Raw genomic sequence first — 23,186 nt, forward strand, 5'->3', positions numbered from 1 at the left:
ACCAATTTCTAGGCAAAGGGCATTAATGTTGAAGTGGGCTATTATTTGCGTAACGTTCACCCTATTGACGGGTTGCGCGACCTATAAACAGGAAATAGACCAAGGCTTAACCCTGGCCAAACAAGGCGATTGGAAAAACGCGGAAAACCAACTCACCAAAGCGTTGCACGACAGCCCCCATGACCAGTTACTCTATTTCCTTGAAACGGGCGCATTGGCGCAGAATCAAGGGGATTATCAGCGCAGTAACGCCTTGCTGGAACAAGCCGATGAGCTTAGCGATACCTTCTTCCAAAAGAGCTTCAAAAATCGCGCTTGGGCACTCTTAAGCAACCCAAGACAAGAAAATTACCATGGCAGTGGCTTAGAACGAATCTACATCAGTTATCTTAAGTCTCTCAATTACTTAGCCTTATCAGAACAAGCCACTAATCGTGAGCAACGCGACAAACTACGGGACTCCGCTCTGGTAGAAGCCCGCCGCATCGACAATAAACTCAATGAGATTCAAGCACAGAAACCCAGCTACCAAGATTTAAACGCGAAACAAGACCAAGCCTTTTATATGAAAGCGCTCAGCTGGCTGGGTAACTTCTATAATGGCGGTCGCAGCACCGAAGAATACGCCTATCGCGATGACGCTTGGGCGCGTTATTTAGAAGGTCTGCAATATGAGATCAGCAAACAATACGACGACGCTCGTATCAGCTATCAAGACGCCGCCAAGCTCTACGAAGCAGGTTACGCCAAACAATATAGCCTGTCTGATATGACCGCAGAACGCGCCTGGCTAGACACCATACGTATGATGCGTAAGGGCGGAGGCTGGAGCCAAGATGAAATAAATAAACTCATCAAAAGCAAACTCTCTTTGCCGATGCAAACCGTACTGGACAGCTACAAAAAAGACGACGCAGAGCTCGTCATTCTCGAACACGAAGGCTTTATTCCAGACAAAAGCGAAATGTCGCTGCGTCTGTACGCCGACCCGAATGCCTATTCCTTGGTATTACAGCCTGTAATCGGCGGCAGCCACCAGCAACAAAACGATGCTTTTCGCTGGTTTACCATGGTGTATTCAGACATTAATCCGCTTAACTTGATCGCCAATTACAAAGCGGGTGGCGCTTGGGGCGCCGTCAGTGGTGTCTTCACCAAGCGCGTCATTATCGGTCCGGCGGTGTGGAAACAACTCGAACAAGCCCATTTAGACACGCTACTAACCCAGCAGTTTATTCGCGTCACCGTGCCCTATTACACACGTTTTACACTCGACCACCAAACCCCTATATTGGCATTAAACGCCAGCGGCACAGATAAAGACACGGCCAACAGTACTGGTAAAAGTACAGACAAAAGTACAGACCAAAACTCTGACAAAAGTACAGATAAAACCGAGCCGGCGAGCCAAACCATCCGCATGACATCCCTGGCGGATATCGCCTTTCAAGAACAGCTGTTTGAAGCACAGCGCGACATATACGAAGGCTTGGTTCGTGAATTATTACGCAGTTGGCTCGCTGATCGGGTGGCGCGAAGTGTCAAAGATGATACCGCCAGCTTGATCCTCAGCTTGATCGGCCAAGTGTCTGTGTTCGCCTCTTCGGCTGCCGACACGCGCAACTGGCTCACCTTGCCTGCGCAAGTGCGTTTAACTCGTAAAGCAATACCAGCTCGCCCTTACGAGCCAACTTACTCGGTAGACAAGCAACATTTTTCATTGGGGAAAATTGTGTTAAAACCCAATGAAATAAAAGTGTGGAACTTACGTAACCCAAACTAAACTGACGACTCTAAACACCTAAAATTTTAGGTAAGTAAATAAGGACTCTGATCATGCGCCTATTAGCTCAATGGAAACATTTAATTGTGATACTGCTCGCCGTTACCTTAGTAGCCTGCTCGGGTAGTGTTAAACGAATCGACACGGACAAAGAAGTGGCGGTTTCTGATCGCTGGAACGACATCGATTCTAAATTGGTCGCCGATGCCATGATCAATGACATGTTGAGTTTCCCTTGGTACCGAGATTACAACTTCTCGAAAAAAGGCAATCCAACCGTCATTATTCAGACCATTCGCAACAAAAGCTCAGAACATATCCCTGTGGATACCTTTGTGAATGACATCAAACGCAGCCTGTTACGCGCGGGTAAAGTGGACTTTGTGGTGTCTGGCGAAGAACGTGAAGACATTCGTACCGAAAGAAGCGATCAAGAAATGAATGCCGCTCCTGATACTGTGGCGAAATTCGGCCTTGAACAGGGTGCCGGCTTTGCTTTGTCTGGCACCATCAACTCCATCGTCGATTCGAACGGTGACGAGCGAGTGACCTTTTATCAAGTGGATTTAAAACTGATCGACATGACAACCAACCGAGAAGTATGGAATGGTCAGAAGAAAATCAAAAAGCTGGCGACTAAAGGTGGTTTCTTCTAACGATGAACAAAGCCTCCTTGTTTCGATCTTTTAGCTGGCTGCTCGTCGCGTCCTTTAGTCTCGCCAGCTTAACCGGCTGTATCAGCGCATTGAGCGGCGACAGCCTGGTCAAGACAGACTCATCCGATGTGCCTGATTGGGTCTTGTCTCCGCCCAGTGATCGCTCTCACCTATATGGTGTTGGCAGTGCGCCACGCATCGATAATCTCGCGTTGGCGTTCTCACAAGCAGAGCAAAACGGCAATGCACAGATTGCCCAACAGCTGCGTACCCAAGTGAGTCAGGTTAATACCCAAGACACTCAGGTGTCGTCGACCTCAGGGCAACACGAGCAAGTCGTGCGGATACAAAGCGCGTACACCCAAGTCAAAACCGCGCCCATTGAACTAGAACAAACCGTCAATGAGCAACGTTTCGCAGGCGCCGATTACGTCTATGTTTTGCAGTCCATTGATCGCCAACGCATCATCGCAAAATTAACCGCTATGCTAAGCGACACCGACGACCAGATTCGCAGCGCGGCGGCTAGGTTAAGCACCACCCCTGAGCAAACGGCAGCCGTAAAAGACTGGCGCACTTACATGGGGTTGATTCGCCTATTCGCCCAACGTAAAACCTATCAGGATGAGCTCAGTCTCTATTCGACTCAAAATGGGTTAAGCGGTCGTGCAGACAAAGGCTTACAAGCCACGGAGCGTCAACTCAATCAAGCACTAAGCCAGTTTGGTTTTGATATTTCTGCCACCGAGCAAGGTCATTTATTGGCAAGTGAATTGTCCAAATATGGGTTGGTTGCAAAACAAGGTGGTGTGTTTCGCTTATCCTCTAAAACCTCCAGCCATAGTCAGACACAAAGTGGGCGCTATTATGTGTTCCAAGAAGGCACCTTGTCCCTTATTGGGCCTGACAATGGCCACTTGGCATCTTGGAATCTGAGTGCTCGTGGAATAGATAAAAACCAGCAAAGCGCAGAAAACAAAGCCGCTGAAGATTGGTCGCAACAAGCCATCAGCACGTTATTTAGCTGGCTGACCAGCCAGAAATAAACGTCTGGGTATCATGGCCAGACGGCAGCTTTTCGCCAATTAGTAAGGGTAAAAAAGCGGCCTCTGTTATCCACAGAGGCCGCTTTTGTTTATTTGCTCAACTCGATTTGTCAGTTAATGCACCAAGCCCACAGCAATCACAGGGAAGGCGACAATCAAGGCCAAGCGCAATAAGTCAGAGATCACAAACGGCACCACGCCCTTGTACATGTCTCCCAGACTAATATGCGGCGCCACTGATTTAATCACGAAGACATTCATGCCAACCGGTGGCGTTATCAGCCCCAGCTCAACGGTAATCACAGCCACAATACCAAACCAAATAGGGTCAAAGCCCGCGGCTTCAATCAGGGGATAAACCACAGGAACAGTCAGCAACAGCATGGCAATACTGTCCATCACACAGCCCAGCAACATAAACAAAACAAGCACACACAATAACACCATGTATGGGCTCAGGTTTAAGCTGCCGACATACTCCACCAAGGAGAAAGAAATACGCGATACCGATAAGAAATAACCAAATATTTCCGCGCCTATGATCATAAAAAAGATCATCGCAGACATCACCAAGGTTTCGCTCACGGCTTCTTGAAATTGCTGGAAGCGCATCCCTCTGGCCAAGGCAATAACCAAGGTCGCACCCGCACCCACAGCAGCGGCTTCAGTTGGCGTAAACCAACCGGTGTAAATACCGCCGATAATAAACAAGAACACAGCAGAGAAAGGCAACAAGCCTTTCAAGCCAATGATTTTCTGCTTTAACGTCGTCGCTTCACCAGGGTTCGCACTCTTCGGAAAAAGCGTCACCACCACAGCCACAGTAAGGCCGTACATCACCAAGCCCATGAGGCCTGGCACTATGCCTGCGATAAACATATCGCCCACCGATTGCTCAGTGATCAAGGCATACAACAAGAGCGCAATCGACGGTGGAATCATCACCCCTAAAGTACCGCCTGCCGCTAACACACCACTGGCCAGCGTCGGTGCATAACCGTTTTTCTCCATTTCAGGCAAGGCCACACGAGACATGCTTGCCGCCGTCGCCAAAGAAGAACCTGAAATCGCAGAAAAGATGCCGCAGGAGGTCACGGCCGCCAATGCCATGCCACCACGCCAGCTGCCAAACATGGTTTTAGCGCCTTGGAAGAGCGCCTGTGACATGCCGGCTTTTGAGGCAAATACCCCCATCAAAATAAACATAGGAATAGGACTGAAACTGTAGTTCGACAGAGTCTCAAAGGGTCCGTTTGCCAAAATAGACACCGCAGGATCAAACGCCACAATCCAGGTAAAACCACCAAAGCCGATCAGCGCCATCGTTAACGCAATGGGCGCTCGCAGCACAATTAATAGCATCATGAACGCGATGCAAACTAAACCTATCATTGAGGTACTCATGATTCTGCCTTCCCACAAATTAATAAATCGAACGCGTAGACAAACGCAGAAACAGCCAGCATCACGGTTGCGAATGTGGCCACTGAGTAAAAGTAGGTTAATGGGATCATCAGGTCTTGAGTGGTTTCATAACTCATCGCGGCGTCTTCAATGTGTAGGTAAAAACTATATGCCATCGCCGCCCCAAATAGGCCAAAGCAAACACTATAAAACGCTTCAAACATGACCTTTGTTCTGGCTTTAAAACCGTCTGTAAACAGGTCAACAATCACCTGTGATCGGCTGACCGAGTGCGGCAAAATAAACAATACCGTAAACAACAAGCTGTACTTAACCAGCTCTATGCCACCGGTAAAAGTCCAATCCAGCGCGCCATCGGTAAGGGTAAAGATTCCGCGAGTAGCAACATCCACTAAGGTTACAAACATCATGGCGACTAAAAAGAAGCCGCCAATTAGATGCATAAAATGGGTGATTCGCACTATAAAACAGGTTACTGCTTTCATGAAAAGTCCCCAGATAACGCTGTAAAAACAGTCTTCATCATCGCTTATTTACACGCGGTTTGTGATAGTTCGATAGCGCGAGCGTAGACCTTATAAGAGGGTAAGCCTTTCTTTTGCAGCTCTTTTAAGTAATCTTCGGTGGCTTGATACAGCACAGGTTTCCACAATGGGTTTTCTGCACCATCTTTGATGATGTCTATCGTGTCACCCATTTCAATGGCTTGGGCACGTCCTTTCGCATCCAGCTCATCAAATACCTTCGCGGCTTTTTCAGACCATTTCATGCCTGAGTTGTTATCGATGACCTTTTTAAGATCGGCAGGAAGGCGGTTATAGAAGGACTTGTTCATTGTCATCACGAAGGCCAAGGTATAAAGGCCACCCACTTCTGTGTGGTATTTGGTTAACTCGTTAAGTCGGAAGGTATATTGCCCTTCCCATGGCAAGGCAACCCCATCAATCACACCGCGCTGAGTGGATTGATAAGCGTCTGGCGCAGGCATACCAACAGGCTGAGCACCAAGTCCTTCTAATAGTTTCGCGACCACAGAAGTCGGACGACGAATGCGTAAGCCCGCTAAATCTTCTGGGGTTTTAATTTCTTTGTCTGTGGTGTGCAGCACACCAGGCCCATGGGTAAACATAAACAGAGGCTTGGTTTGGCGATACTCTTTCGCAATCAAACCTTCATCGTATAAGCTTTCGACGATGCAAGAGCCTTGCGCAGCGTCTTTCGCCACCCCTGGCAGCTCAACAATTTGTGTAAGAGGGAAACGGTTGGCGGTGTAACCCTGAATAGCAACGGCCACATCAGCAATGCTGTTTTTCACCGCATCGTATTGGCCTGTGGCTTTCGCCAAGGTGCCGGAAGGGTAGATTTGAACGTCTATGCGCCCATTAGATTCTTCTTCTACCGATTTTGCCCACACATGGAACAGCTCTTTACTTTGCCCAGAAACCTCTGGGAAAAAGTGACTGAAACGCAAAGTGTATTCAGCGGATGCGTGTACTTGAGCAATGGCGGAAACGGCTACGGCTGCGACAGCTGTCTGCTTTATTATTTTTCTCATGTTCGACTCCGAAGTATCATTATATTTATTATATTGTGCTGCGATCCTTTGCAGTATTCTCTTTAAAAGCTAACAAGCAAATCCTTAAAAAGGTAATTGATTCTGAGTTTTATCTATTGGAAAAATGAATAGCAAAATCTTATTTTTGAAGGAGGTGTTTTCCTTCCCCTCAAAAATAAAATAAAAATATTTTATAAACCCAATGATTTATAAGACTTTTTAAGAAATTGCAATTTCATACTTTATAATCAACCTCTTTCATTTTTTGTTTAACCTAATGATTTTCACTTGGTAAAATAGGCTCATAAGGCAAGCCGACATATTGCATAGCAATCACTCGGCGCCCTTCTTCTGTTCCCGTATAGAAATTCAACTCAGAACTCATGAATTTTTCAAAGGTTGCGGCGTCTGCGCCATTGACCGATACATCACCAAAATCGTGCATCATATTCGTCATCCACCAAGAGAAACGCTCGCCATTCCACACTCGACGCAAACAAATATCAGAATACTGAGAAATACAGGCGGTATCCTTATGTTGATACACTCGGGTCAACACCTTGTATAAGGTTGCAACATCAGACGCCGCCAAGTTCAGCCCTTTTGCCCCTGTTGGCGGCACAATATGCGCGGCGTCGCCGACGAGAAACAATTGACCGTATTGCATTGGCTCACAAACAAAAGAGCGCAGTGGGGCGATGCTTTTCTCAATACTTGGCCCTGTGACCAACTGACTAGACACATCGTCTGGTAAACGTTTTTTCAACTCTTCCCAAAAATCATCATCGCTCCAGTTCTCCGCTTTGTCGGTTAAAGGCACCTGTAAGTAATAACGGGAACGGGTTGGCGAACGCATACTGGCGAGGGCAAAACCTCGATCTGTTTTGCAGTAAATCAATTCATGGTTAACCGGTGGTGTATCGGCTAGTAGCCCTAACCAACCAAACGGATAAACCCGTTCATACTCAGTGCGAACACTTAGGGGAATAGTTTGACGAGAAACACCATGAAAACCATCGCAACCGGCTATGTAGTCACAATCTAAGCGCTGCAATTGCCCGTCTTGCTCAAAGGTCACATAAGGCGAGTCGGTTTTCACGTCGTGCAAAAGCACATTGCTAGATTCGTAATGGGTCGTTAATCCGGCGGCGGCACGAGCTTGCATCAAATCCCGTGTCACTTCGGTTTGACCATACACCATCACGGTATCACCGCCGGTGAGTTCGGCTAGATCAATGTGCACACGCTTATTATTAAAGGCCAATTCAAAGCCGCTGTGAATTTCACCTTCTTTATCCATGCGCTCATTCACACCCGCTTCACGCAATAAGTCCATCATACCTTGCTCAAGAACACCGGCACGGATACGCCCTAAAACGTAATCCCCTGAAGCGCGCTCAATAATGACATTGTCTATTCCTTGTTTGGCCAGCAACTGGCCTAACAATAATCCTGCCGGACCTGCACCGATAATAGCGACTTGTGTTCTCATTTTTTCTCACCTTATGCTTTTATTTTTTTTCTTTAGCGAGATCATTGCTCGCCATAAAGTGAGTTTATAGTGGCGAATTAAAAGCCCTTCCGTTAGGCACATTATGATCAAAAAATTGTACTTTTCGATCATCTATAGATTTATTTAAGAAATCTATATTTCGACAAAAACCATAGAAAAGGCGTGCTTTTGTGGCTATTTTTAAGTAAAAACAGAGATATTCAATAAAAAGTAATCATAAAGAGCACACGCTTTGGTTTTCTCTTTATTGCACCTTTTGGAAAAATAATAAAAACATGATGACAAACAACAGCATTCCTCACTTTGGTTTATACGGCGAATCTAATTGGATTGATGACCCTGATTTTTTTCATATAGAAGCGATAGAATCTCGCAGCAGTCATTTGGATTGGAAAATCAAAGCCCATCGCCATGCCCAGTTGTTTCAGATTTTGATTCTTAAATCGGGCAGCGCCAATATTCAAATGGATGAACAGCAGCAACACTTACTCGGCAGCTGGGCCATTATTGTGCCTACGGGGGTGGTTCATAGTTTTCAATTTGCTCCCGACACTGATGGTCGAGTCATTACCATTGCCGTGCCTGTGATCGACCGCATCGGCAAAGAAGCCGAACAAATTATCAAACCCTTATTGAATCAGCCAGGCTACATCCCCTTTAACGGGCAGCCATCCATGCTGGGAGAGCTTTGGCCGCTGATTGAGCAACTGGAAAAAGAACTGCAATACTCGCGAGAAGGCCGTGGATTGATGTGTCATTACTTAATCAATGCCATTCTTCTGCAATTGAGGCGTCAGCAACGCCTAAGTGGTGAACAACATGCGGTCATGTCGACGCAAGACCGTCAGATGCAGGCACTAAAAACCCTCATCGAGCAGCACTACAAAGAGCATTGGAGCAGTGATCAATACGCGCAGGCATTAGGTTCCTCTATTAGCCGTTTGAATCGCGCCAGTAAAGCGGTTCTGCAACAGAGCATCCATGACTTAATCCATGGGAGGTTGCTCTTAGAAGCCAAGCGGCAACTTCTGTACACCGGCCAATCCATTGAAGAAATTGCTTATAATCTAGGCTTCAAAGACCCGGCCTATTTCTCGCGTTTTTTCAAAAAGAACACAGGCTATCCTCCAGGAAGGTTCCGTGCGGCCAGCCAGCAGCCGATTCAATAACACAGTAAAAATCACCCTATGTAGAGGGTTGTTGCGTTAACGGTTAGTTTTTCTCAACTATTAGCTGAAAATTGATCGTTTGTTCAAGATTCATCCATTCGCTACTATAAAAAGCGTAAACAAAACACGATTTTTATTTAGGAGATAAACGATGAAAACTGATTACAAATACGACAACCTAGGTAACTTAGACACTGATTACTACGTAGAAAAAGCCTACGAAATGCGCCGTGTTTACCTTTCTCTAGCGTTCAAAAAAGTGGTTTCTGGCATTAAAAAAGTAGTTGTTAGCTTGATCCCTAATCGTTCAGTTCAAGGCCACACAGCACACTAATCATTCGCGTCACCGACTAGTCGATTGCCGTTGTTATCAACAACCGTAATGAAGACTAAACGACCCACGTTCCCGATCGTAAGGTAAGAATAAAAATACCGATCTGGTTACGGGTTCAACCCCCCTCTTAGTAGAACTCTTTTCCTACCCTATTTCTCGCTCTGCTTTTCAAAAACAACACACCCTATTTTAATGCGTTATTACCCCGTTCTGTGACAGCCTATGGCGCTCACTGTGTTCCACCGACTCGTGCCCGACAGACCGTCATCAAACGGTCATAAATACGACATAAACTGATGTGCATCAACAAGCTGATGAAGTGTTAAGACGACGATGAGCACGAACGAGAACAAAATTTTACTGGATAAGATTTTAAATGACGGCTTAATTACGCCGCTTTTTCAGCCCATCTATGATTTATCATCTGGTGCAATTTACGGCAATGAAGCCCTCTCTCGAGGCCCTGAAAACACGCCTTTGTTCACCCCTGACGCTCTGTTTACCTTGGCCACTGAAGAGCATCGACTGCACGAACTTGAGCTGCTTTGTCGCGAGCGAGCACTGACTCGTTTTGCCAAACTGGCGCTGCCAGGACGCTTATTTCTGAACGTGAGCGCGTCTCTATTAAGCTCGCCTTACCATCAAAAAGGCATGACGCTCAATATTCTTAATGACCTTGGCCTCAACCAAAAAGACATCATTATTGAGCTTTCTGAACAGCATCCTTACGACCATAATGGATTGTCGAGAACCAGTGTCGAGCATTATCGAAAAATGGGCTTCCAAGTCGCCATTGACGATCTTGGTGTGGGGTATTCAGGCCTTAGATTATGGTCAGAATTGCAGCCTGACATTGTCAAAATCGACAAGCATTTCATTCATGACATTGATAAAGACGAAATCAAGCGTGAGTTTGTTCGCTCCATCATTACCATTGCCCAACGCTTAGATTGCAAATTGATTGCCGAAGGCATAGAAACACAGCAGGAGTTGGACCAGCTCATCGAAATGGGGGTCACATTCGGCCAAGGTTTCTTTCTCGCTCGACCGGTAGAAAAACCCTCATCACAACCTAACGCGTATTTGGAGAAACACGCCCAACGTCGTGCTGCCTTCAACATTGACCATGCAGAAACAGTACAAACCTTATCAAGAGCCACGCCTAACGTTTATGCCGACAGCCCTTTAAACAGCGTGTCTCTGCTTTTTACCGAGCACCCTGACGTGTTCGCTATTCCGGTTCTAAACAAGGCAGATGAGCCCATCGGCGTTGTCCGACGCTATCAGTTGCATGAGTTATTTTCGACCACCTATGGCCGCGCTTTATACGAATACAAACCTGCCATCACCTTACTTAGTGAAGATGTGCTGATCGTTGAAAGCGGCGTTAGTCTGGCGACTGTGTCTGAGCTCGTCACCAACCAAGAAGCCAATACACTCAACAACGAAATCATCATTGTTCGAGAAGGTAAATTTATTGGTACAGGGCATTTACGCGATCTGCTCAAGCGCATTACCGAACTCAAAATACAAAATGCGACCTACTCGAACCCGCTCACCTTGTTGCCTGGGAATGTGCCAATCCACAAAGAAGTCAGCCTGCGTTTAAAAGCCAAAGAAGACTTCTATGTGGCCTATTTCGATCTCAATGATTTCAAACCTTTTAACGACTACTTTGGTTACTCCAAAGGGGACGCTATTATTCAATTGGTCGGCAACCTTATTAAATATGAAGTGAGTCCTGATGGTAACTTTATCGGCCATATCGGCGGCGATGATTTTGTCGCCATTTTTCGCTCGCCAAATTGGGAACAGCAATGTCGCGCTATCTTGGCTAGGTTTGCTCAAGAAGTTCGTCATTTCTACACACAAGAAACTCTCCAAGAAGGCGGTGTCTGGACGCAAAGCCGACAAGGCGAGACGGTATTTCACCCCATTTTAAGCCTCGCTATTGGGGTGGTGAACCCAAACCCTGATGAATGTGACAACCACCATCTCGTCGCCGAGCTAGCGGCGCAAGCCAAGAAATCCGCAAAGCAAAAAGGCGGCAATTACCTTTACCTTCAGCCTTATCAAAATACCTATTTCACCCCCAGTATCGCTATGTGACAGAACCGTCATCTCACGCTCATATATTTGTCATGAAGCCAGCTTATCTTAGAAGAACATGGCGCTCAGGAGACTTTTATGCAAACGACGTTTCGATCGGTTTTCATCTCAGATGTTCACTTAGGTACTAAGGCTTGCCAAGCAAACCACTTGTTGGATTTTCTGCAGAAAATCTCCACACAAACCTTGTACTTAGTCGGAGACATCATCGACTTACAAGAAATGAAGAGTCGTGCCAATTTTATTGATACGCACACTCAGATCGTTGAACAGATCCTCAGCATGGCGCGCTCAGGCACCAAGGTGATTTACATTCCAGGCAATCACGACGCCTTCTTTAGACAGTTTGCGGGACAAACCTTATCCGGCATCGACATTCGCCTAAACGCCAAACACATCACGGCAGATGGCCGAACCTTCCATGTCAGTCACGGCGATGAGTTTGATCAGATGATCAAAATCAGCCCGCTGATGTTAGCCATTGGCGACCGAGCACACGGCCTGATGCTCTCGCTTAACCAATGGATTAATGGCATGCGTCGTTTAATCGGTTTGCCTTATTGGTCGCTGGCCGGATACTTGAAAACCCATATCAATAAAGCCAAAGAGTTTATTGAGCGCTTTGAGACAGCGGCCCTAAAATCTGCCAAAAACCATCATCTGGATGGTTATATCTGCGGCCATATTCACTACGCCTCGTTTCGCCTTAAAGACGCGACCCTCTATTGTAACGACGGCGACTGGGTAGAACATTGCACGGCGCTCACGGAATCAGCCAGCGGTCAGCTTAACTTGATTCACTGGTCTGAAAATCCCAAGCACCTGGCGTCCGAACCGACGGATGAGGAATGGGCATTTAATCCAAGCCCTTCTCGTAGCTAGAGAACAATAACTGAAGAAGTAAGCACGTTAGCCTGATAACCGCACAAAAATAGGAGCAAGAAATCAAAAAGCAAGGAAGCAGAATAGATAGTATTGCAATTAAATAGCGCACTATCTATTATCTACGAATCCAGAGTTTAGAGGTAAGTCCGCCATGACAGGCGTTCCAAAATTGAACGAGCTTTTGTGTTTCTCCTTGTACTCAACGTCGTTGGCGATGAACAAGTTATACCGGAAACTACTCAAGCCCTTAGGCATCACTTACCCACAATACCTGGTTTTAATTGTACTTTGGCAACATAGATCCTGCTCCGTTTCTACCATTGGAGAACAGCTCTATCTGGACTCAGCCACCTTAACGCCATTACTGAAAAGAATGGAAACAGCTGGCTTAGTCACAAGGCACCGTGCGAAGGATGATGAACGTCATGTCATCATTGAGTTAACTCAGCAAGGGGAAGCTTTAGAAGCCAAAGTAGAAGGCATTATTCAACAAGCGGTCTGTGCTTCAGACCTTTCGTTGGATGAGCTGGCGAAGACCAAAACAGCCATAGAAGCACTGCGACAGAACTTACTCACCCACTCTTAATGGTATAGCCGTTAACTGTGCTGATGTGATTAAGTTCTTATTTTTTGATTATTATATAGCGCGCTATTTAATAGTAGACAATATAAATACAAGATTAGGAGACAGCAATGACAGCATTAAATGATGTTCTTTATACCGCTCGAGCAAAATCAACCGGTGGTCGTACTGGTGAATCTCACTCTGATGATGGCGCATTACAGGTCACCCTAAGCACACCAAAAGCGTTAGGCGGTGCTGGTGGTAATGGCACCAACCCTGAGCAGCTTTTTGCCGCAGGGTATTCAGCCTGTTTTATTGGCGCGTTACAACTGGTTGCTTCGCAACAAAAAGTCACGCTGCCTGCAGACACCAACATTGACGCGTCTGTCAGCATTGGGCCAATTGAGCACGGTTTTGGTATCGCAGCGGACCTAGTTATCAACGTACCAGGGCTAGACAAAGCCGTGGCGGAAAAACTGGTCGACGATGCACACCAAGTTTGCCCTTACTCAAACGCCACGCGCAACAACATTGAAGTCACTCTTAGCGTTAACGTTTAAGCGTTTGCTTTGATCCCAAGATGACATGACCGCCGCCCATTTGGAGCAAGTCATGTAAGCGACAACCTTTGCCTTGATAAGCGACTTGCGCAAGTAATAACTCCGCCGTCGCCAAGGCATCGGTTAACGCATCATGCCCTTGGTATTCCGGTAGCCCATAACGCATTCGACAAGGCGCTAAACGAAAGCCTCCTTCTTGTATTGGTTGACTGCTGCGTGCTGCCTTTGTTCTTTCTATCGCCAGCGTATCCAACCAACTTATGGACAACGAAGGCTGCTTCAGTTGGCGCCACCAACTCCTTAAGAAACCAAGTTCTAACGGTGAATGGTGCATCACTAAGACCTTGTCACGTAACAGCAAACGCAGATAACGGATCACGCTTTCTTCACGACGACCACGGTCTTCTAGGTCGCCATCTGTGATCAAATGAATGCCCACACTGGCGTCCACTTGTGCGCCATCTAACAAGAGATGCTGCGCCGAATCCAACTGAATCTGACCCTGTTTGATCAACACCCATCCAATACTAACAATGTGATCTCGCTTGGCATCCAGCCCACTGGTTTCAATGTCTAATACCAAATATTCCCACTCTTGCCATGGCCGTTTTTCGCTCAACTTATCGCGCCGCCACCTTTTATACCTTGTTATCAAACAGCCAAGCACTAAGCATATCCTCTCGCAAAACGCTGTAGAACAATCTCTTGAGCGTCTTTAATCGTGGCGAATGTCGCCTTCAAATGTTTGCGCTCTAAAGGGCTCAGCACACTCGGATCGAGGTAAGCGCTGGCCTTACCAGATGACTGCCAATGCCGGCGCTGGGCATCAAGGCGCAAGCCATTGAGTTCGTCCCAGGCGTCGATTAAGTTGCGGGCGGTGTCGGGAGTAATCAACTTCTCACGAATCGCTTGCTCTAACCGCTCAATCGTACCCACTCGATACGTGCGGCACGCCAACCCATATAAACGCGCAATATCATTGATCAGCGCCAAGCCCTGATGTTTCAGATCCAGCTGGTGTTTATGCTCACCAGAAGACTCTAATAAAAAATGACGGAAGAAACCCAGCGGCGGTTTTGAAGCGAGAGCACTGCGCGTTAAAGAAGCCAAAAACAGACTGTTCTTAGCGACGTCTTTTTGCACTTCGGTGATCAAATTCGCCACCGATTCGTCATCCCCATACACACAACGAATATCAAAGAAAATACTCGCGTTCAGTAACGCGCTAGGGGCAGCGCTGGTTACCCAATTAGAAAATACCTGACGCCACTGTGCCGCCGTCATCCGCCAGTCTGGGTTGCTTGCCATAATGTTCCCAGGGCACAAGCGAATACCACATTCCCCCAAACCTTCGCAGACAAAGGAGGCCAAGGCCGCAAAGTACTCTTCTTCCGTTTGCGTTGGCGCTCTCGACAGCATCAAGCCATTGTCTTGGTCACTGCCTAATGACTGATCGCTTCGCGCTTGAGAACCAAACACCAAGAACTGAAACGCCATCGGCGGCTTCCCGAGCGTCTTAATGGCTAATTCAATCAAGCGGCGGGTCAGATTGTCACTCACTGCGGCCAATACCTTGCCAATGTCCGCCGGTTTCATGTCCGTTAAAATCAGATTCACAATCAAAATAGGCCATTGCTTGCACACCCGTGCAAGGCTGTCGACACTGGCCTGCCGATGAATCTGGTTAATCAATAAAATGGGGCTCAACTCTTGGTGGCGCAATAAATCCGCCGCCGTCACCATACCGACCGGAAGGCCTTCGGCAGAAACCACTGGCAAATGGTGAATATTGTGTTCGCTCATTAAGGTTTGCGCCTGCATCACCAGAGAGTCTGGTAATAAGGTCGCTGGCTCGCCGGTCATGACCTCAGCCAGCGATAAATCGGCCGTGATACCCAACGCCAGCACTCGAGAACGAAGATCCCGGTCTGTCACTATGCCAACTAGGCGTTGCTTCTTCTCTTTACCTTCAACAATAAGAATCGAGCTGACGCGCGCCTCGGTCATGCGCGCCGCCGCTACTTGCACGGTTTCTTCGGGAATCGCTTGAATAAGCTGGCGCGTCATCACTTGTTCGATGGGCGTTGAGAGCTGCAACGCTGGCGTATTAATATCGCCTGATTGGGTGCGTAATAATTTGCGCGATCTATGGTGTCGAGTGTGTTTGAAAAACAGCGCAAAGGCGTCGCTTTGTGCGATCACGGTCAGAAAAGAGGCTTTATCAAACCGGTAAACGAGACTGTCTTCCATCGCCACGATTTCCAAACCGTCTGGGTTTTGAGCCAACACACTTGATACCCCAAAACACTCGCCATCGGCAATTTGATCAACCAGCGCGCCTTTGGGTGTGCGTATTTCACACGCCCCACGACGGATCAGGTGCAAGGTAGCGGCCTCCCCTTCCAGCGTTAATGTCTGCCCTTGGCGCACATAGGAAATACTTATGCCGGTGAGCAGTGTCGTCACTTGCGCAGTAGAAAGATTAGAGAAAGGAGGAGTGCTTAAAATGAACTTTTGTACTTCTGAAACGTCGATGGCTGCCATTGTTATTATGCTCTTAGTCTCGAGTTAACAACATAATGCGCCTTTTTCAGCGACAATCAAACGCCATCTAGACTAATGTCTAGGGAAGGAATAGCAAAACTGGCACCTGCAAGAAGGCACCAGTAAAAGGATAATAAGCGTGTCACTGGCGCTTATCTCAATCGACGGTTACCTGATTGCGACCGAGGGATTTGGCGGCGTAAAGTGCATCATCCGCCCGTGTTAGTAAGGAGTCTATGGTGTCTCCTTGACGATGCTCGCTCAGGCCGATACTGACGCTTGTCGTCAATCGTTTACCATCAAAATCAAGCTCTAGCTCAGCGATGGCAAGACGCATTGCCTCCATCAATTGTTGCGCTTGCTGGCGACTTTTCCCTGGCAGCAATACCAAAAACTCTTCGCCGCCCCAACGCCCAATGTAGCCTTCTTGTGCGATGACAGCAGGCATGGCTTTGCCCAGTGCCACTAACACATCGTCGCCCACCTGGTGTCCGTATTCGTCGTTCACTAATTTAAAATGATCCACGTCCACCATAGCAACACAATAGACTTTATCACGCTCGTCACGCTCGAATTCCGTAGATAAGCGTTTCATCATCATTCGACGATTTGGTAACTCGGTCAAAGGGTCAATCAGGGCCGTTTGTTCAAGCTCACTGTTCACTTGTTTTAACACGCGTTGGTAATGGTCGGAAATTCGAGTGATTTTTTCCAATTGACGCAAATGCTTATCAAAGCGAGCGCTGAGGCTTTTTTCTCGCTTCATCATCATATCTTGGTATGAATCCGATAAACGGGTAATACGTTCGACTCGATTCCATTGGTTAAGATTCATTTCCCATAATCGACCTAAAGCATCACGGGCTGGGTGATCGTCGTATTCAGGGGTGTCCAGAATACGCTGAACTTCCTCTTCTAAGGCCGAAAAATCAATCTTCATTACCCACCTATGATGTCAAAAGGAAAAGAACAGTCTTCTTTAAATTCTTCTGCGAGTTCAGCCACCCGCTCATTTTCTTCGTCGTAGAACCACTTTACCGACACCTGCCGATCCGCTTGATACATCTCTTCCATTTCATCAAAAATATCCATCATCACTTTGATGCTGCTGGTATTAAGATAAACCAAGGTCAATTCTAGGGTCAAAGGAGACGATGTTTCTTTCAAAAAGCGGCTAACCCAAGCCACCACATCGTTATACAGTTCATAGGAATTCTCAGGGTACGAATCGCCCTTCATGTACAGAATACCATTTTCCCAATCCCCACGGATTTCAGGTGAAGACTGGGTACTGTTAATTAATAACTCATTCATAGTGTGTCTCAGATTTGTATACTTAAGCTGAAATAGGCAGTTTCATCGTCAATGGGCTTTAATGTCGCTTCCATTGGCTTGGTCGATTTTCGAGCCATGTCGATCAACCCTAACCCTGCACCTGTGGTGGCTTTGGGATCTCGAGGCTGGCGTAGCTGAGTTTTATACGCTGCTTTTAACTCAACCTTATCCATTGTCGCAAATAACTCAATGCGTTTTACCAGGGCAGCACCGTCGTTTATACGCACAATATTACCGGCTGCCACGCTATAGCAACCTTCGCTGTGACTCACGATCACAGTAGCGGTGTCCGCCCCTGCTAGCTGAGACTCGATGGCATAATGTCGAATGTTTTGCGTTAGTTCAATGTACGCGGCAAACACATCCATCGCGGACGCTGGCGGAAGCTGTTCAGATTGTAAATAGTTTTTCAGCGCATTGCCGATCTCTTCAATCAAACTTCGCGATATTGGTCCATTAAAGCACAGCAATATCTTATCTTTTTCAAAGCGCTCTCTTAAACCATAAAGGTCCGGTGTTGGCATAGCTTATTCCCCATGATCGACTGGGTTATTGATCAAAGCGAAAAGACAATAAAGTGATGTCGTCTCGTTGCGGCTGATCGCCCATGTACGTTTTTAATGCCTCTACAAATGCGGAAGCTTGGTCATTCAATGGTAGCTCCGCATTCTCTTGTAATAAGGACTCGAAGCGACGATTCCCAAAACCGAATTTTTTCTCTCCGCCGGCTTGGTCCAAGAAGCCATCGGTGGTCATATAGTAAGTCCAACCCGATACTGGCAAGTCCACATTTACATACTCACCTAGGCGTCTGTCTCCTAGCGCTCGACGCGACGGCTTAAACTTCACGACGTCTTCACCATTGCTAGCATACAAGCCAATCTTAGCACCAGCAAATCGCATATTCTTGTTATCTTTCGAAATATAAACCAATCCGACATCTGCGTTTGTGGCCACTCGATCACCACTGGCGTCTTCATTCAACATGGAACGCAAGGTGCTATCAATAGAATGCAATAAAGCGGCTGGGTCTTGAATGCCGACTTCCGTGGTGGCATGGTCGATCGCCGCGCGCATTAGCATGGTCATCAAAGCCCCCGGCACACCATGACCAGCACAATCAACAATGCCTAATAAACAACCGTCATCAGAGTGTTTAAAAACATAGAAATCACCGCCAACCACATCCCTAGGACGCCACACCACACTATGGTGTTCACCCAAGAATTGTTTCATTTGTCGGTCGGGTAAAATCGCCTTTTGAATCAAGCTTGCATAGTCAATGGACGCGCCAATTTTCCGATGGGCTTCGGCCATTTCTTGATGGGTAGCTTGCAGTTGAGTGGTTCGCTCAGTGACCTTACGTTCTAATTCTTCCGTGTGGTTTCTAACCTGTTTCGCCATATTGTTAAAGGTTCGACTGAGATCGCCAATTTCATCATTGCCCGTTACCGGCAAACTGACATCGTAAGAGCCGCCCTCCATTGCTTTTGCCGAAGATTGCAAATGACGAATCGGAGAAATAACCAAACGCTCGACCGCGAAGCCAAAAACAGCGAGCAACAAGATCAACAATATAACAAACACACTGGCCGTCGGCAGCAACACCTTCATGTTCAACAAATTGACATTGTTCAAGTCAACGTTGGTCACCACATACCAATCCAGCAATGGGAAGTACATAAAGGACATCAACTGCTGCGTTCCCTTTTGCTGCACCATGACAGAAACAACATTGGCGTCCAGGCCTCGGGCTTTTTCCATGGCCTGTTTTACCTTTTGTTTAGACGCATTATCGTCTAGTAAGGCAAAAATCGAACGGGCACCGTAATCGCCATCCAAGGTATCAAAGGCGATTAAATCCTTGTCTTGATGAGCCTCAATCCCGCCATTGGCATTAATAATAAAGGGGTGAACGCCGGCCACAGGTGTGCTGGTATACTCATCCAAAAAATGGCTTAAATCAAAGCCCGTGCCAGCCAAACCGACAAAAACACCTTTGTTTTTGACTAGGTAGTTGACCCAAATTTTGGTGACTTTTAAGTGTTCATCTTCATCAACATTAATATTAAAGGGCGCTAACTGCTGACGCGTATGGAAATACCAATCGTCACGAGGATTCGCGTGGGATATCCGGTATTTTGGCGTCATGCTAAAAGGGTTATTGGCATCGGCAAAATAATAGTCTTTCGTCGCATCGGTAACGAAAAACATCGAATGATCCTGAAATACCCCTAAGAAGCCTTTTGCGTCTTCAATAAACGCCGCTTGTTTTTCACTGTTAGTCGGGTCTTGCATCCACTCTCGAACCGTCGAAGTGTCCGCAAACCGCTCCGCCAAAGCTAACTCGCGAGAAATAGGGGTTAGAATTTTTTGATAGTTCAGTTCGGTAAAACTTTTGGCGTAATTTTTAGCCGAATACAGCTTACCTTCTTTTAATAGAAGCCAGCCCATAAATGTCGTAAACAACAGGGCTAGAAAGCAGGTAACAGCCAATGCAAACAATGATTTACCACGTAATCCCCAACGAGCCATACAGAAAAAACCTTACCAATAAGTTAAACGTTAATACGTTCTAAACAAGTCATAGTATTCGACAAATAATGCCAATTAGTTCGTATCTTCCGTTATAACAAACTCATTGCTCGGTTGTGGGCGCCCTAACAAAAATCCTTGGTAAAGATCACATCCGTGATTCTTCAGCCAGTCAAATTGGGCTTGCGTCTCAACCCCTTCGGCAATCACTTCCATGCCTAAATTGTGCCCCAAACCTATGATCGACGCCGCCAACGAAGCTTGTTTATCGCTTTCTTCTATCGCACGGGTGAAGGATTGGTCTATTTTTAGTTGATCAATCGGCAACTGCTGCAAATAAGACAAAGAAGAGTAGCCTGTACCAAAATCATCCAACGAAATCAGAACACCAAGTTTTTTCAGTGCCTGCATTTTTTGGATAATATCTAACTGATCTCGTACCAGCATGCTCTCCGTCAATTCTAACTGTATCTGCGCAGGATTGACGCCCGTCTGCGTCAAGGCATCTTCCACTTCAGAGACAAAATCTACCGTGGTAAATTGCAACACACTGACATTGATCGACATGACAAGATCACTCCATTGAGTGGTTTTTTGCCAGCTGGCCAGTTGCGCCATCGCGCTCTGCATTACCCAGCGTCCGAGCGGTAAAATCAGTTTAGATTCTTCTGCGAATGGAATAAAAACACCTGGCGGTATCATGCCTTTTTCTGGGTGAATCCAGCGCACTAGCGCTTCAACACCGATCATTTTCCGCTCGCTATTCCATTGTGGCTGAAAATGTAAAACAAATTCATTGCGCTGCAAAGCCAATCTGAAGCTACTGTCTAGCGTGACTCGTTCAAGAATTTTCTCATGCATTTGAGGAGCATAAAAACACACATGATTACGGCCCAAGCCTTTGGCTTCATACATCGCCATTTCAGCTTGCTTAATAATTTCATCACTGCCGATGGCGTCTTGGCCAAAGATGGCGATACCAATACTCGCCGTCATCGAATAAGGCTGTTCATTTAACTCGAAAGGCTGCCCTAACGACGTCATTATTTTATTCGCAACATGTTTGGCGCGGTAAGCAATGCGATCTGGATTTAACGAGATGTCCACATCTTCTAAAATCACCACAAACTCATCGCCACTAAAGCGCGCCACAGAATCACCTGAGCGAGTAGCGTCCATCAAACGAGAAGCCACTTGCTGTAGCAGAAGATCCCCTAAATGGTGACCTTTTAAATCGTTCACATCTTTAAAGTGATCTAAATCGATAAACAAAACCGCACTACGACGGCACTTAAGGTCAATATGAGTCAGCAGATAATCAATTTCTTCTGTCAACATACGACGGTTTGGTAAACGCGTTAAGCTGTCGTAATAATTAAGCTGATTAATACGGCGCTCATTGGCTTTGCTCTCAGAGATATCTTTAAAGGTCGCGACATAATGAGTCAGCACGCCTTCGTCATCTTTTACGATGGAAATGCTTAGCCACTCAGGGAAAATTTCGCCATTTTTACGACGATTCCAAACCTCCCCTTCCCAGCTGTCGTTTTCTTTAATGCGTTGAAACATTTCCCGATAAAACGATTTAGGGTGACGGCCGGAACTGATCACACTCGGTAGAGCTCCAATCACTTCGGATTCTTTATAACCCGTAATGGCTTCAAAAGCTGAGTTGACGCGAATAATCTTGTTGTCCGCATCTGAAATCAAAATACCATCTTGAGTTTGGAAGGCGGTTGCCGCGATACGCAACTCAGATTCTACCGATTTGCGCTCAGTAATTTCTCGCGACAATAAAATGTAAAAGCCGTTTCCGCCTTCATTGTCACCAGTGTAAGTCATGGAGATCTCAAACCATCGACGATGCTCACCAAAGTCATAGTAGTATTCTTGGCCATTGGCATAGCCCTCTTTTTTCGCTTGCTCCATCACTTTCTTAAAAATTGCGGTCGACTCTTCTCCTAACAACTCACTAAAATGCTTGCCTATCGGCCAGTCCGTTTTTTGATACCAAGCATCCATTCTCGGTGAATGGTAAGACGTTACGACACCACTCTCATCGGCTTCATAAAAGGAATCGGGCAATGCGGATAAAATCGCTTTCATACGCAAGTTAGAAGTACTTAGTTGTGCGGTGCGTTGTCCGATAAGCTCCTCAAGGTTCACTTTTCCTTCGCGCATTTTCAATGCCACAAACACCAGCCGCCCAAACAAGAGGCTCATCAGCAACACAATGAGAAAGTCACCAATCACAACCCAGGGAGACAGCCAATGACCTTGTGGTGACAACATTAACTGCCAACGCCCATTCGGCACCGCGATTGTCACCGCGATATGATCGTTACTGACGGCTTGTTTTGAAGAGGCAATCACAACAGCCGATTCACTTCGCTCTTCCTGTAACTTCGTCAGTTGGTAGTTAAAACCGCCGTTATCCAGGTCGGTGAAATTCACATAACGCAACAAGTCTTCAAGGCGAATAACGACATTGGTAAACCCCCAAAAAACCGGTTCACTGTCATCGTATTGCGGCAAGTAAACAGGCAAGCGTCCAATCACCCCTTCGCCACCTTGAATCAAGTCCATAGGACCGGCAAGAGTGAGCTTTCCGTCTTCTTTCGCCTGTAGTGTTTCTTTTCCTTGCTCTAAGTCTGTTAACTGATCAAAACCTAATGCGGATTTATTCTCTTCAAAAGGAAAAACCTGACGCACAATGCCATCAGGGGAAAGCGCGAAGCTGGATACATCTGGATAATCTTTTTGCAGGTTTGCTGCGAAGGAAGGGAACCAATCCGTTCTTTCATGCTCTCTAGCGGCCACCGCTGCCAGGGCATAATTTGCAGACAAATTTTTATCGAGTGCGGTTTTTAATAATAAAACATGACTTTGCGCTAGAGAGAGCGCCACAGATTTCTTTGTTTGTAGTTGCTGGTGCAAAATTTTTGTCGTTGCGAAACCAAATACAAGCAACACAAGGACAAAAACGGCGACACCAGCGCGTTTCGGTCGAGCCAATAGTGTATGAAATATTCGATGCATTATTACCAGCCAACCTATGAAGAATACATTTAAATTCTGAAGTCAAAATAAAGCTTACATGCTACTACACACCCCTTTATTAATCGAGGCTCTCACATGGCTTTACAGACATAGAGCAAAGAAACGCAAAAAA

At 46.5% G+C, this 23,186-nt stretch carries 20 protein-coding genes; 9 read left to right on the forward strand and 11 right to left on the reverse strand.

Translation table 11 applies throughout. The annotated features are described in order from the left end of the window. The first annotated feature begins 25 nt into the window (after positions 1-25). The 3 genes from ACIGBN_RS12310 to ACIGBN_RS12320 are packed head-to-tail and all read left to right on the forward strand — an operon-like array spanning position 26 to position 3,485. Positions 26-1,783 carry a hypothetical protein gene (locus ACIGBN_RS12310; RefSeq protein ID WP_396665749.1) on the forward strand — a complete coding sequence of 586 codons (1,758 nt, stop codon included), beginning with the start codon at positions 26-28 and terminating at the stop codon, positions 1,781-1,783. Between the two features lie 53 nt (positions 1,784-1,836). After that, entirely contained in the window at positions 1,837-2,439 is a 603-nt protein-coding gene (locus ACIGBN_RS12315) for a penicillin-binding protein activator LpoB (protein ID WP_133002537.1), read from the forward strand. Between the two features lie 2 nt (positions 2,440-2,441). Next, positions 2,442-3,485 (forward strand): LPP20 family lipoprotein, encoded by a 1,044-nt coding sequence (locus tag ACIGBN_RS12320; RefSeq protein WP_396665751.1) that lies wholly within the window; start codon positions 2,442-2,444, stop codon positions 3,483-3,485. 114 nt (positions 3,486-3,599) lie between these two features. On the opposite strand, the gene ACIGBN_RS12325 is transcribed toward ACIGBN_RS12320, so the two are convergent. The 4 genes from ACIGBN_RS12325 to pobA all read right to left on the reverse strand — a co-directional run bounded on the left by ACIGBN_RS12325 (position 3,600) and on the right by pobA (position 7,957). Further along, positions 3,600-4,889: a TRAP transporter large permease gene (locus tag ACIGBN_RS12325; RefSeq protein ID WP_396665753.1), complete on the reverse strand. Its 1,290-nt coding sequence runs from the start codon at positions 4,887-4,889 to the stop codon at positions 3,600-3,602. Further along, positions 4,886-5,395 carry a TRAP transporter small permease gene (locus ACIGBN_RS12330; RefSeq protein WP_396665755.1) on the reverse strand — a complete coding sequence of 170 codons (510 nt, stop codon included), beginning with the start codon at positions 5,393-5,395 and terminating at the stop codon, positions 4,886-4,888. Before ACIGBN_RS12330 ends, ACIGBN_RS12325 begins: the two co-directional genes overlap by 4 nt. Before the next feature lie 44 nt (positions 5,396-5,439). After that, positions 5,440-6,465, reverse strand: a complete 1,026-nt coding sequence (locus ACIGBN_RS12335) for a TRAP transporter substrate-binding protein (RefSeq protein WP_396665757.1) — start codon at positions 6,463-6,465, stop codon at positions 5,440-5,442. A 274-nt stretch (positions 6,466-6,739) separates the two neighbouring features. After that, complete coding sequence (gene pobA, locus ACIGBN_RS12340; RefSeq protein WP_396665759.1) at positions 6,740-7,957, reverse strand: 4-hydroxybenzoate 3-monooxygenase; 1,218 nt, start codon at positions 7,955-7,957, stop codon at positions 6,740-6,742. 296 nt (positions 7,958-8,253) lie between these two features. Between pobA and ACIGBN_RS12345 the strand changes: the two genes are divergently transcribed. From ACIGBN_RS12345 to ACIGBN_RS12370, 6 genes are all read left to right on the forward strand, one after another. Further along, positions 8,254-9,147, forward strand: coding sequence for a helix-turn-helix domain-containing protein (locus ACIGBN_RS12345; protein WP_396665761.1), 894 nt, complete (start codon positions 8,254-8,256; stop codon positions 9,145-9,147). Positions 9,148-9,298: 151 nt separating this feature from the next. Next, entirely contained in the window at positions 9,299-9,481 is a 183-nt protein-coding gene (locus ACIGBN_RS12350) for a hypothetical protein (protein WP_396665763.1), read from the forward strand. Between the two features lie 333 nt (positions 9,482-9,814). After that, positions 9,815-11,590 (forward strand): bifunctional diguanylate cyclase/phosphodiesterase, encoded by a 1,776-nt coding sequence (locus tag ACIGBN_RS12355; RefSeq protein WP_396665765.1) that lies wholly within the window; start codon positions 9,815-9,817, stop codon positions 11,588-11,590. A 78-nt stretch (positions 11,591-11,668) separates the two neighbouring features. Then, complete coding sequence (locus tag ACIGBN_RS12360) at positions 11,669-12,472, forward strand: UDP-2,3-diacylglucosamine diphosphatase (protein ID WP_133002529.1); 804 nt, start codon at positions 11,669-11,671, stop codon at positions 12,470-12,472. Between the two features lie 154 nt (positions 12,473-12,626). Continuing rightward, positions 12,627-13,061, forward strand: coding sequence for a MarR family winged helix-turn-helix transcriptional regulator (locus ACIGBN_RS12365; RefSeq protein WP_133002528.1), 435 nt, complete (start codon positions 12,627-12,629; stop codon positions 13,059-13,061). A gap of 107 nt (positions 13,062-13,168) precedes the next feature. Continuing rightward, positions 13,169-13,600, forward strand: a complete 432-nt coding sequence (locus ACIGBN_RS12370) for an organic hydroperoxide resistance protein (RefSeq protein WP_133002527.1) — start codon at positions 13,169-13,171, stop codon at positions 13,598-13,600. On the opposite strand, the gene ACIGBN_RS12375 is transcribed toward ACIGBN_RS12370, so the two are convergent. From ACIGBN_RS12375 to ACIGBN_RS12405, 7 genes are all read right to left on the reverse strand, one after another. Further along, complete coding sequence (locus ACIGBN_RS12375; protein WP_396665768.1) at positions 13,590-14,219, reverse strand: 3'-5' exonuclease; 630 nt, start codon at positions 14,217-14,219, stop codon at positions 13,590-13,592. The two genes, ACIGBN_RS12370 and ACIGBN_RS12375, sit on opposite strands and share 11 nt — an antisense overlap. 47 nt (positions 14,220-14,266) lie before the next feature. Continuing rightward, positions 14,267-16,144 (reverse strand): DUF294 nucleotidyltransferase-like domain-containing protein, encoded by a 1,878-nt coding sequence (locus ACIGBN_RS12380; RefSeq protein ID WP_396665770.1) that lies wholly within the window; start codon positions 16,142-16,144, stop codon positions 14,267-14,269. A gap of 157 nt (positions 16,145-16,301) precedes the next feature. Continuing rightward, positions 16,302-17,084, reverse strand: coding sequence for a biofilm regulation diguanylate cyclase SiaD (gene siaD / locus ACIGBN_RS12385; RefSeq protein ID WP_133002524.1), 783 nt, complete (start codon positions 17,082-17,084; stop codon positions 16,302-16,304). Next, the gene (gene siaC / locus ACIGBN_RS12390; protein ID WP_396665773.1) at positions 17,084-17,458 is read right to left on the reverse strand and encodes a biofilm regulation phosphoprotein SiaC; all 375 of its coding nucleotides are present in this window, start codon (positions 17,456-17,458) and stop codon (positions 17,084-17,086) included. The genes siaD and siaC overlap by 1 nt, the downstream gene beginning before the upstream one ends. 8 nt (positions 17,459-17,466) lie before the next feature. After that, positions 17,467-18,003: a biofilm regulation protein kinase SiaB gene (gene siaB, locus ACIGBN_RS12395; protein WP_396665775.1), complete on the reverse strand. Its 537-nt coding sequence runs from the start codon at positions 18,001-18,003 to the stop codon at positions 17,467-17,469. A 25-nt stretch (positions 18,004-18,028) separates the two neighbouring features. Then, a complete protein-coding gene (gene siaA / locus ACIGBN_RS12400) occupies positions 18,029-20,014 on the reverse strand; it encodes a biofilm regulation protein phosphatase SiaA (RefSeq protein ID WP_396665777.1) in 1,986 nt (661 codons plus the stop codon). Positions 20,015-20,089: 75 nt separating this feature from the next. Further along, positions 20,090-23,053, reverse strand: coding sequence for an EAL domain-containing protein (locus ACIGBN_RS12405; protein ID WP_396665779.1), 2,964 nt, complete (start codon positions 23,051-23,053; stop codon positions 20,090-20,092). Positions 23,054-23,186 lie beyond the last annotated feature (133 nt).

The sequence above is a fragment of the Marinomonas sp. NPDC078689 genome, assembly GCF_044542435.1.
Classification (GTDB): domain Bacteria; phylum Pseudomonadota; class Gammaproteobacteria; order Pseudomonadales; family Marinomonadaceae; genus Marinomonas; species Marinomonas arenicola.

Bases quoted from the DNA above. Each gene is read 5' to 3' on its own strand.
- ACIGBN_RS12370 (WP_133002527.1), top strand. From the start codon at position 13,169: ATGACAGCATTAAATGATGTTCTTTATACCGCTCGAGCAAAATCAACC.
- ACIGBN_RS12320 (WP_396665751.1), top strand. From the start codon at position 2,442: ATGAACAAAGCCTCCTTGTTTCGATCTTTTAGCTGGCTGCTCGTCGCG.
- ACIGBN_RS12345 (WP_396665761.1), top strand. From the start codon at position 8,254: ATGATGACAAACAACAGCATTCCTCACTTTGGTTTATACGGCGAATCT.
- ACIGBN_RS12330 (WP_396665755.1), bottom strand. From the start codon at position 5,395: ATGAAAGCAGTAACCTGTTTTATAGTGCGAATCACCCATTTTATGCAT.
- ACIGBN_RS12315 (WP_133002537.1), top strand. From the start codon at position 1,837: ATGCGCCTATTAGCTCAATGGAAACATTTAATTGTGATACTGCTCGCC.
- ACIGBN_RS12405 (WP_396665779.1), bottom strand. From the start codon at position 23,053: ATGCATCGAATATTTCATACACTATTGGCTCGACCGAAACGCGCTGGT.
- ACIGBN_RS12355 (WP_396665765.1), top strand. From the start codon at position 9,815: ATGAGCACGAACGAGAACAAAATTTTACTGGATAAGATTTTAAATGAC.
- ACIGBN_RS12360 (WP_133002529.1), top strand. From the start codon at position 11,669: ATGCAAACGACGTTTCGATCGGTTTTCATCTCAGATGTTCACTTAGGT.
- ACIGBN_RS12310 (WP_396665749.1), top strand. From the start codon at position 26: ATGTTGAAGTGGGCTATTATTTGCGTAACGTTCACCCTATTGACGGGT.
- ACIGBN_RS12335 (WP_396665757.1), bottom strand. From the start codon at position 6,465: ATGAGAAAAATAATAAAGCAGACAGCTGTCGCAGCCGTAGCCGTTTCC.
- ACIGBN_RS12380 (WP_396665770.1), bottom strand. From the start codon at position 16,144: ATGGCAGCCATCGACGTTTCAGAAGTACAAAAGTTCATTTTAAGCACT.
- siaC (WP_396665773.1), bottom strand. From the start codon at position 17,458: ATGAATGAGTTATTAATTAACAGTACCCAGTCTTCACCTGAAATCCGT.
- ACIGBN_RS12365 (WP_133002528.1), top strand. From the start codon at position 12,627: ATGACAGGCGTTCCAAAATTGAACGAGCTTTTGTGTTTCTCCTTGTAC.
- ACIGBN_RS12325 (WP_396665753.1), bottom strand. From the start codon at position 4,889: ATGAGTACCTCAATGATAGGTTTAGTTTGCATCGCGTTCATGATGCTA.
- pobA (WP_396665759.1), bottom strand. From the start codon at position 7,957: ATGAGAACACAAGTCGCTATTATCGGTGCAGGTCCGGCAGGATTATTG.
- siaA (WP_396665777.1), bottom strand. From the start codon at position 20,014: ATGGCTCGTTGGGGATTACGTGGTAAATCATTGTTTGCATTGGCTGTT.
- siaD (WP_133002524.1), bottom strand. From the start codon at position 17,084: ATGAAGATTGATTTTTCGGCCTTAGAAGAGGAAGTTCAGCGTATTCTG.
- siaB (WP_396665775.1), bottom strand. From the start codon at position 18,003: ATGCCAACACCGGACCTTTATGGTTTAAGAGAGCGCTTTGAAAAAGAT.
- ACIGBN_RS12350 (WP_396665763.1), top strand. From the start codon at position 9,299: ATGAAAACTGATTACAAATACGACAACCTAGGTAACTTAGACACTGAT.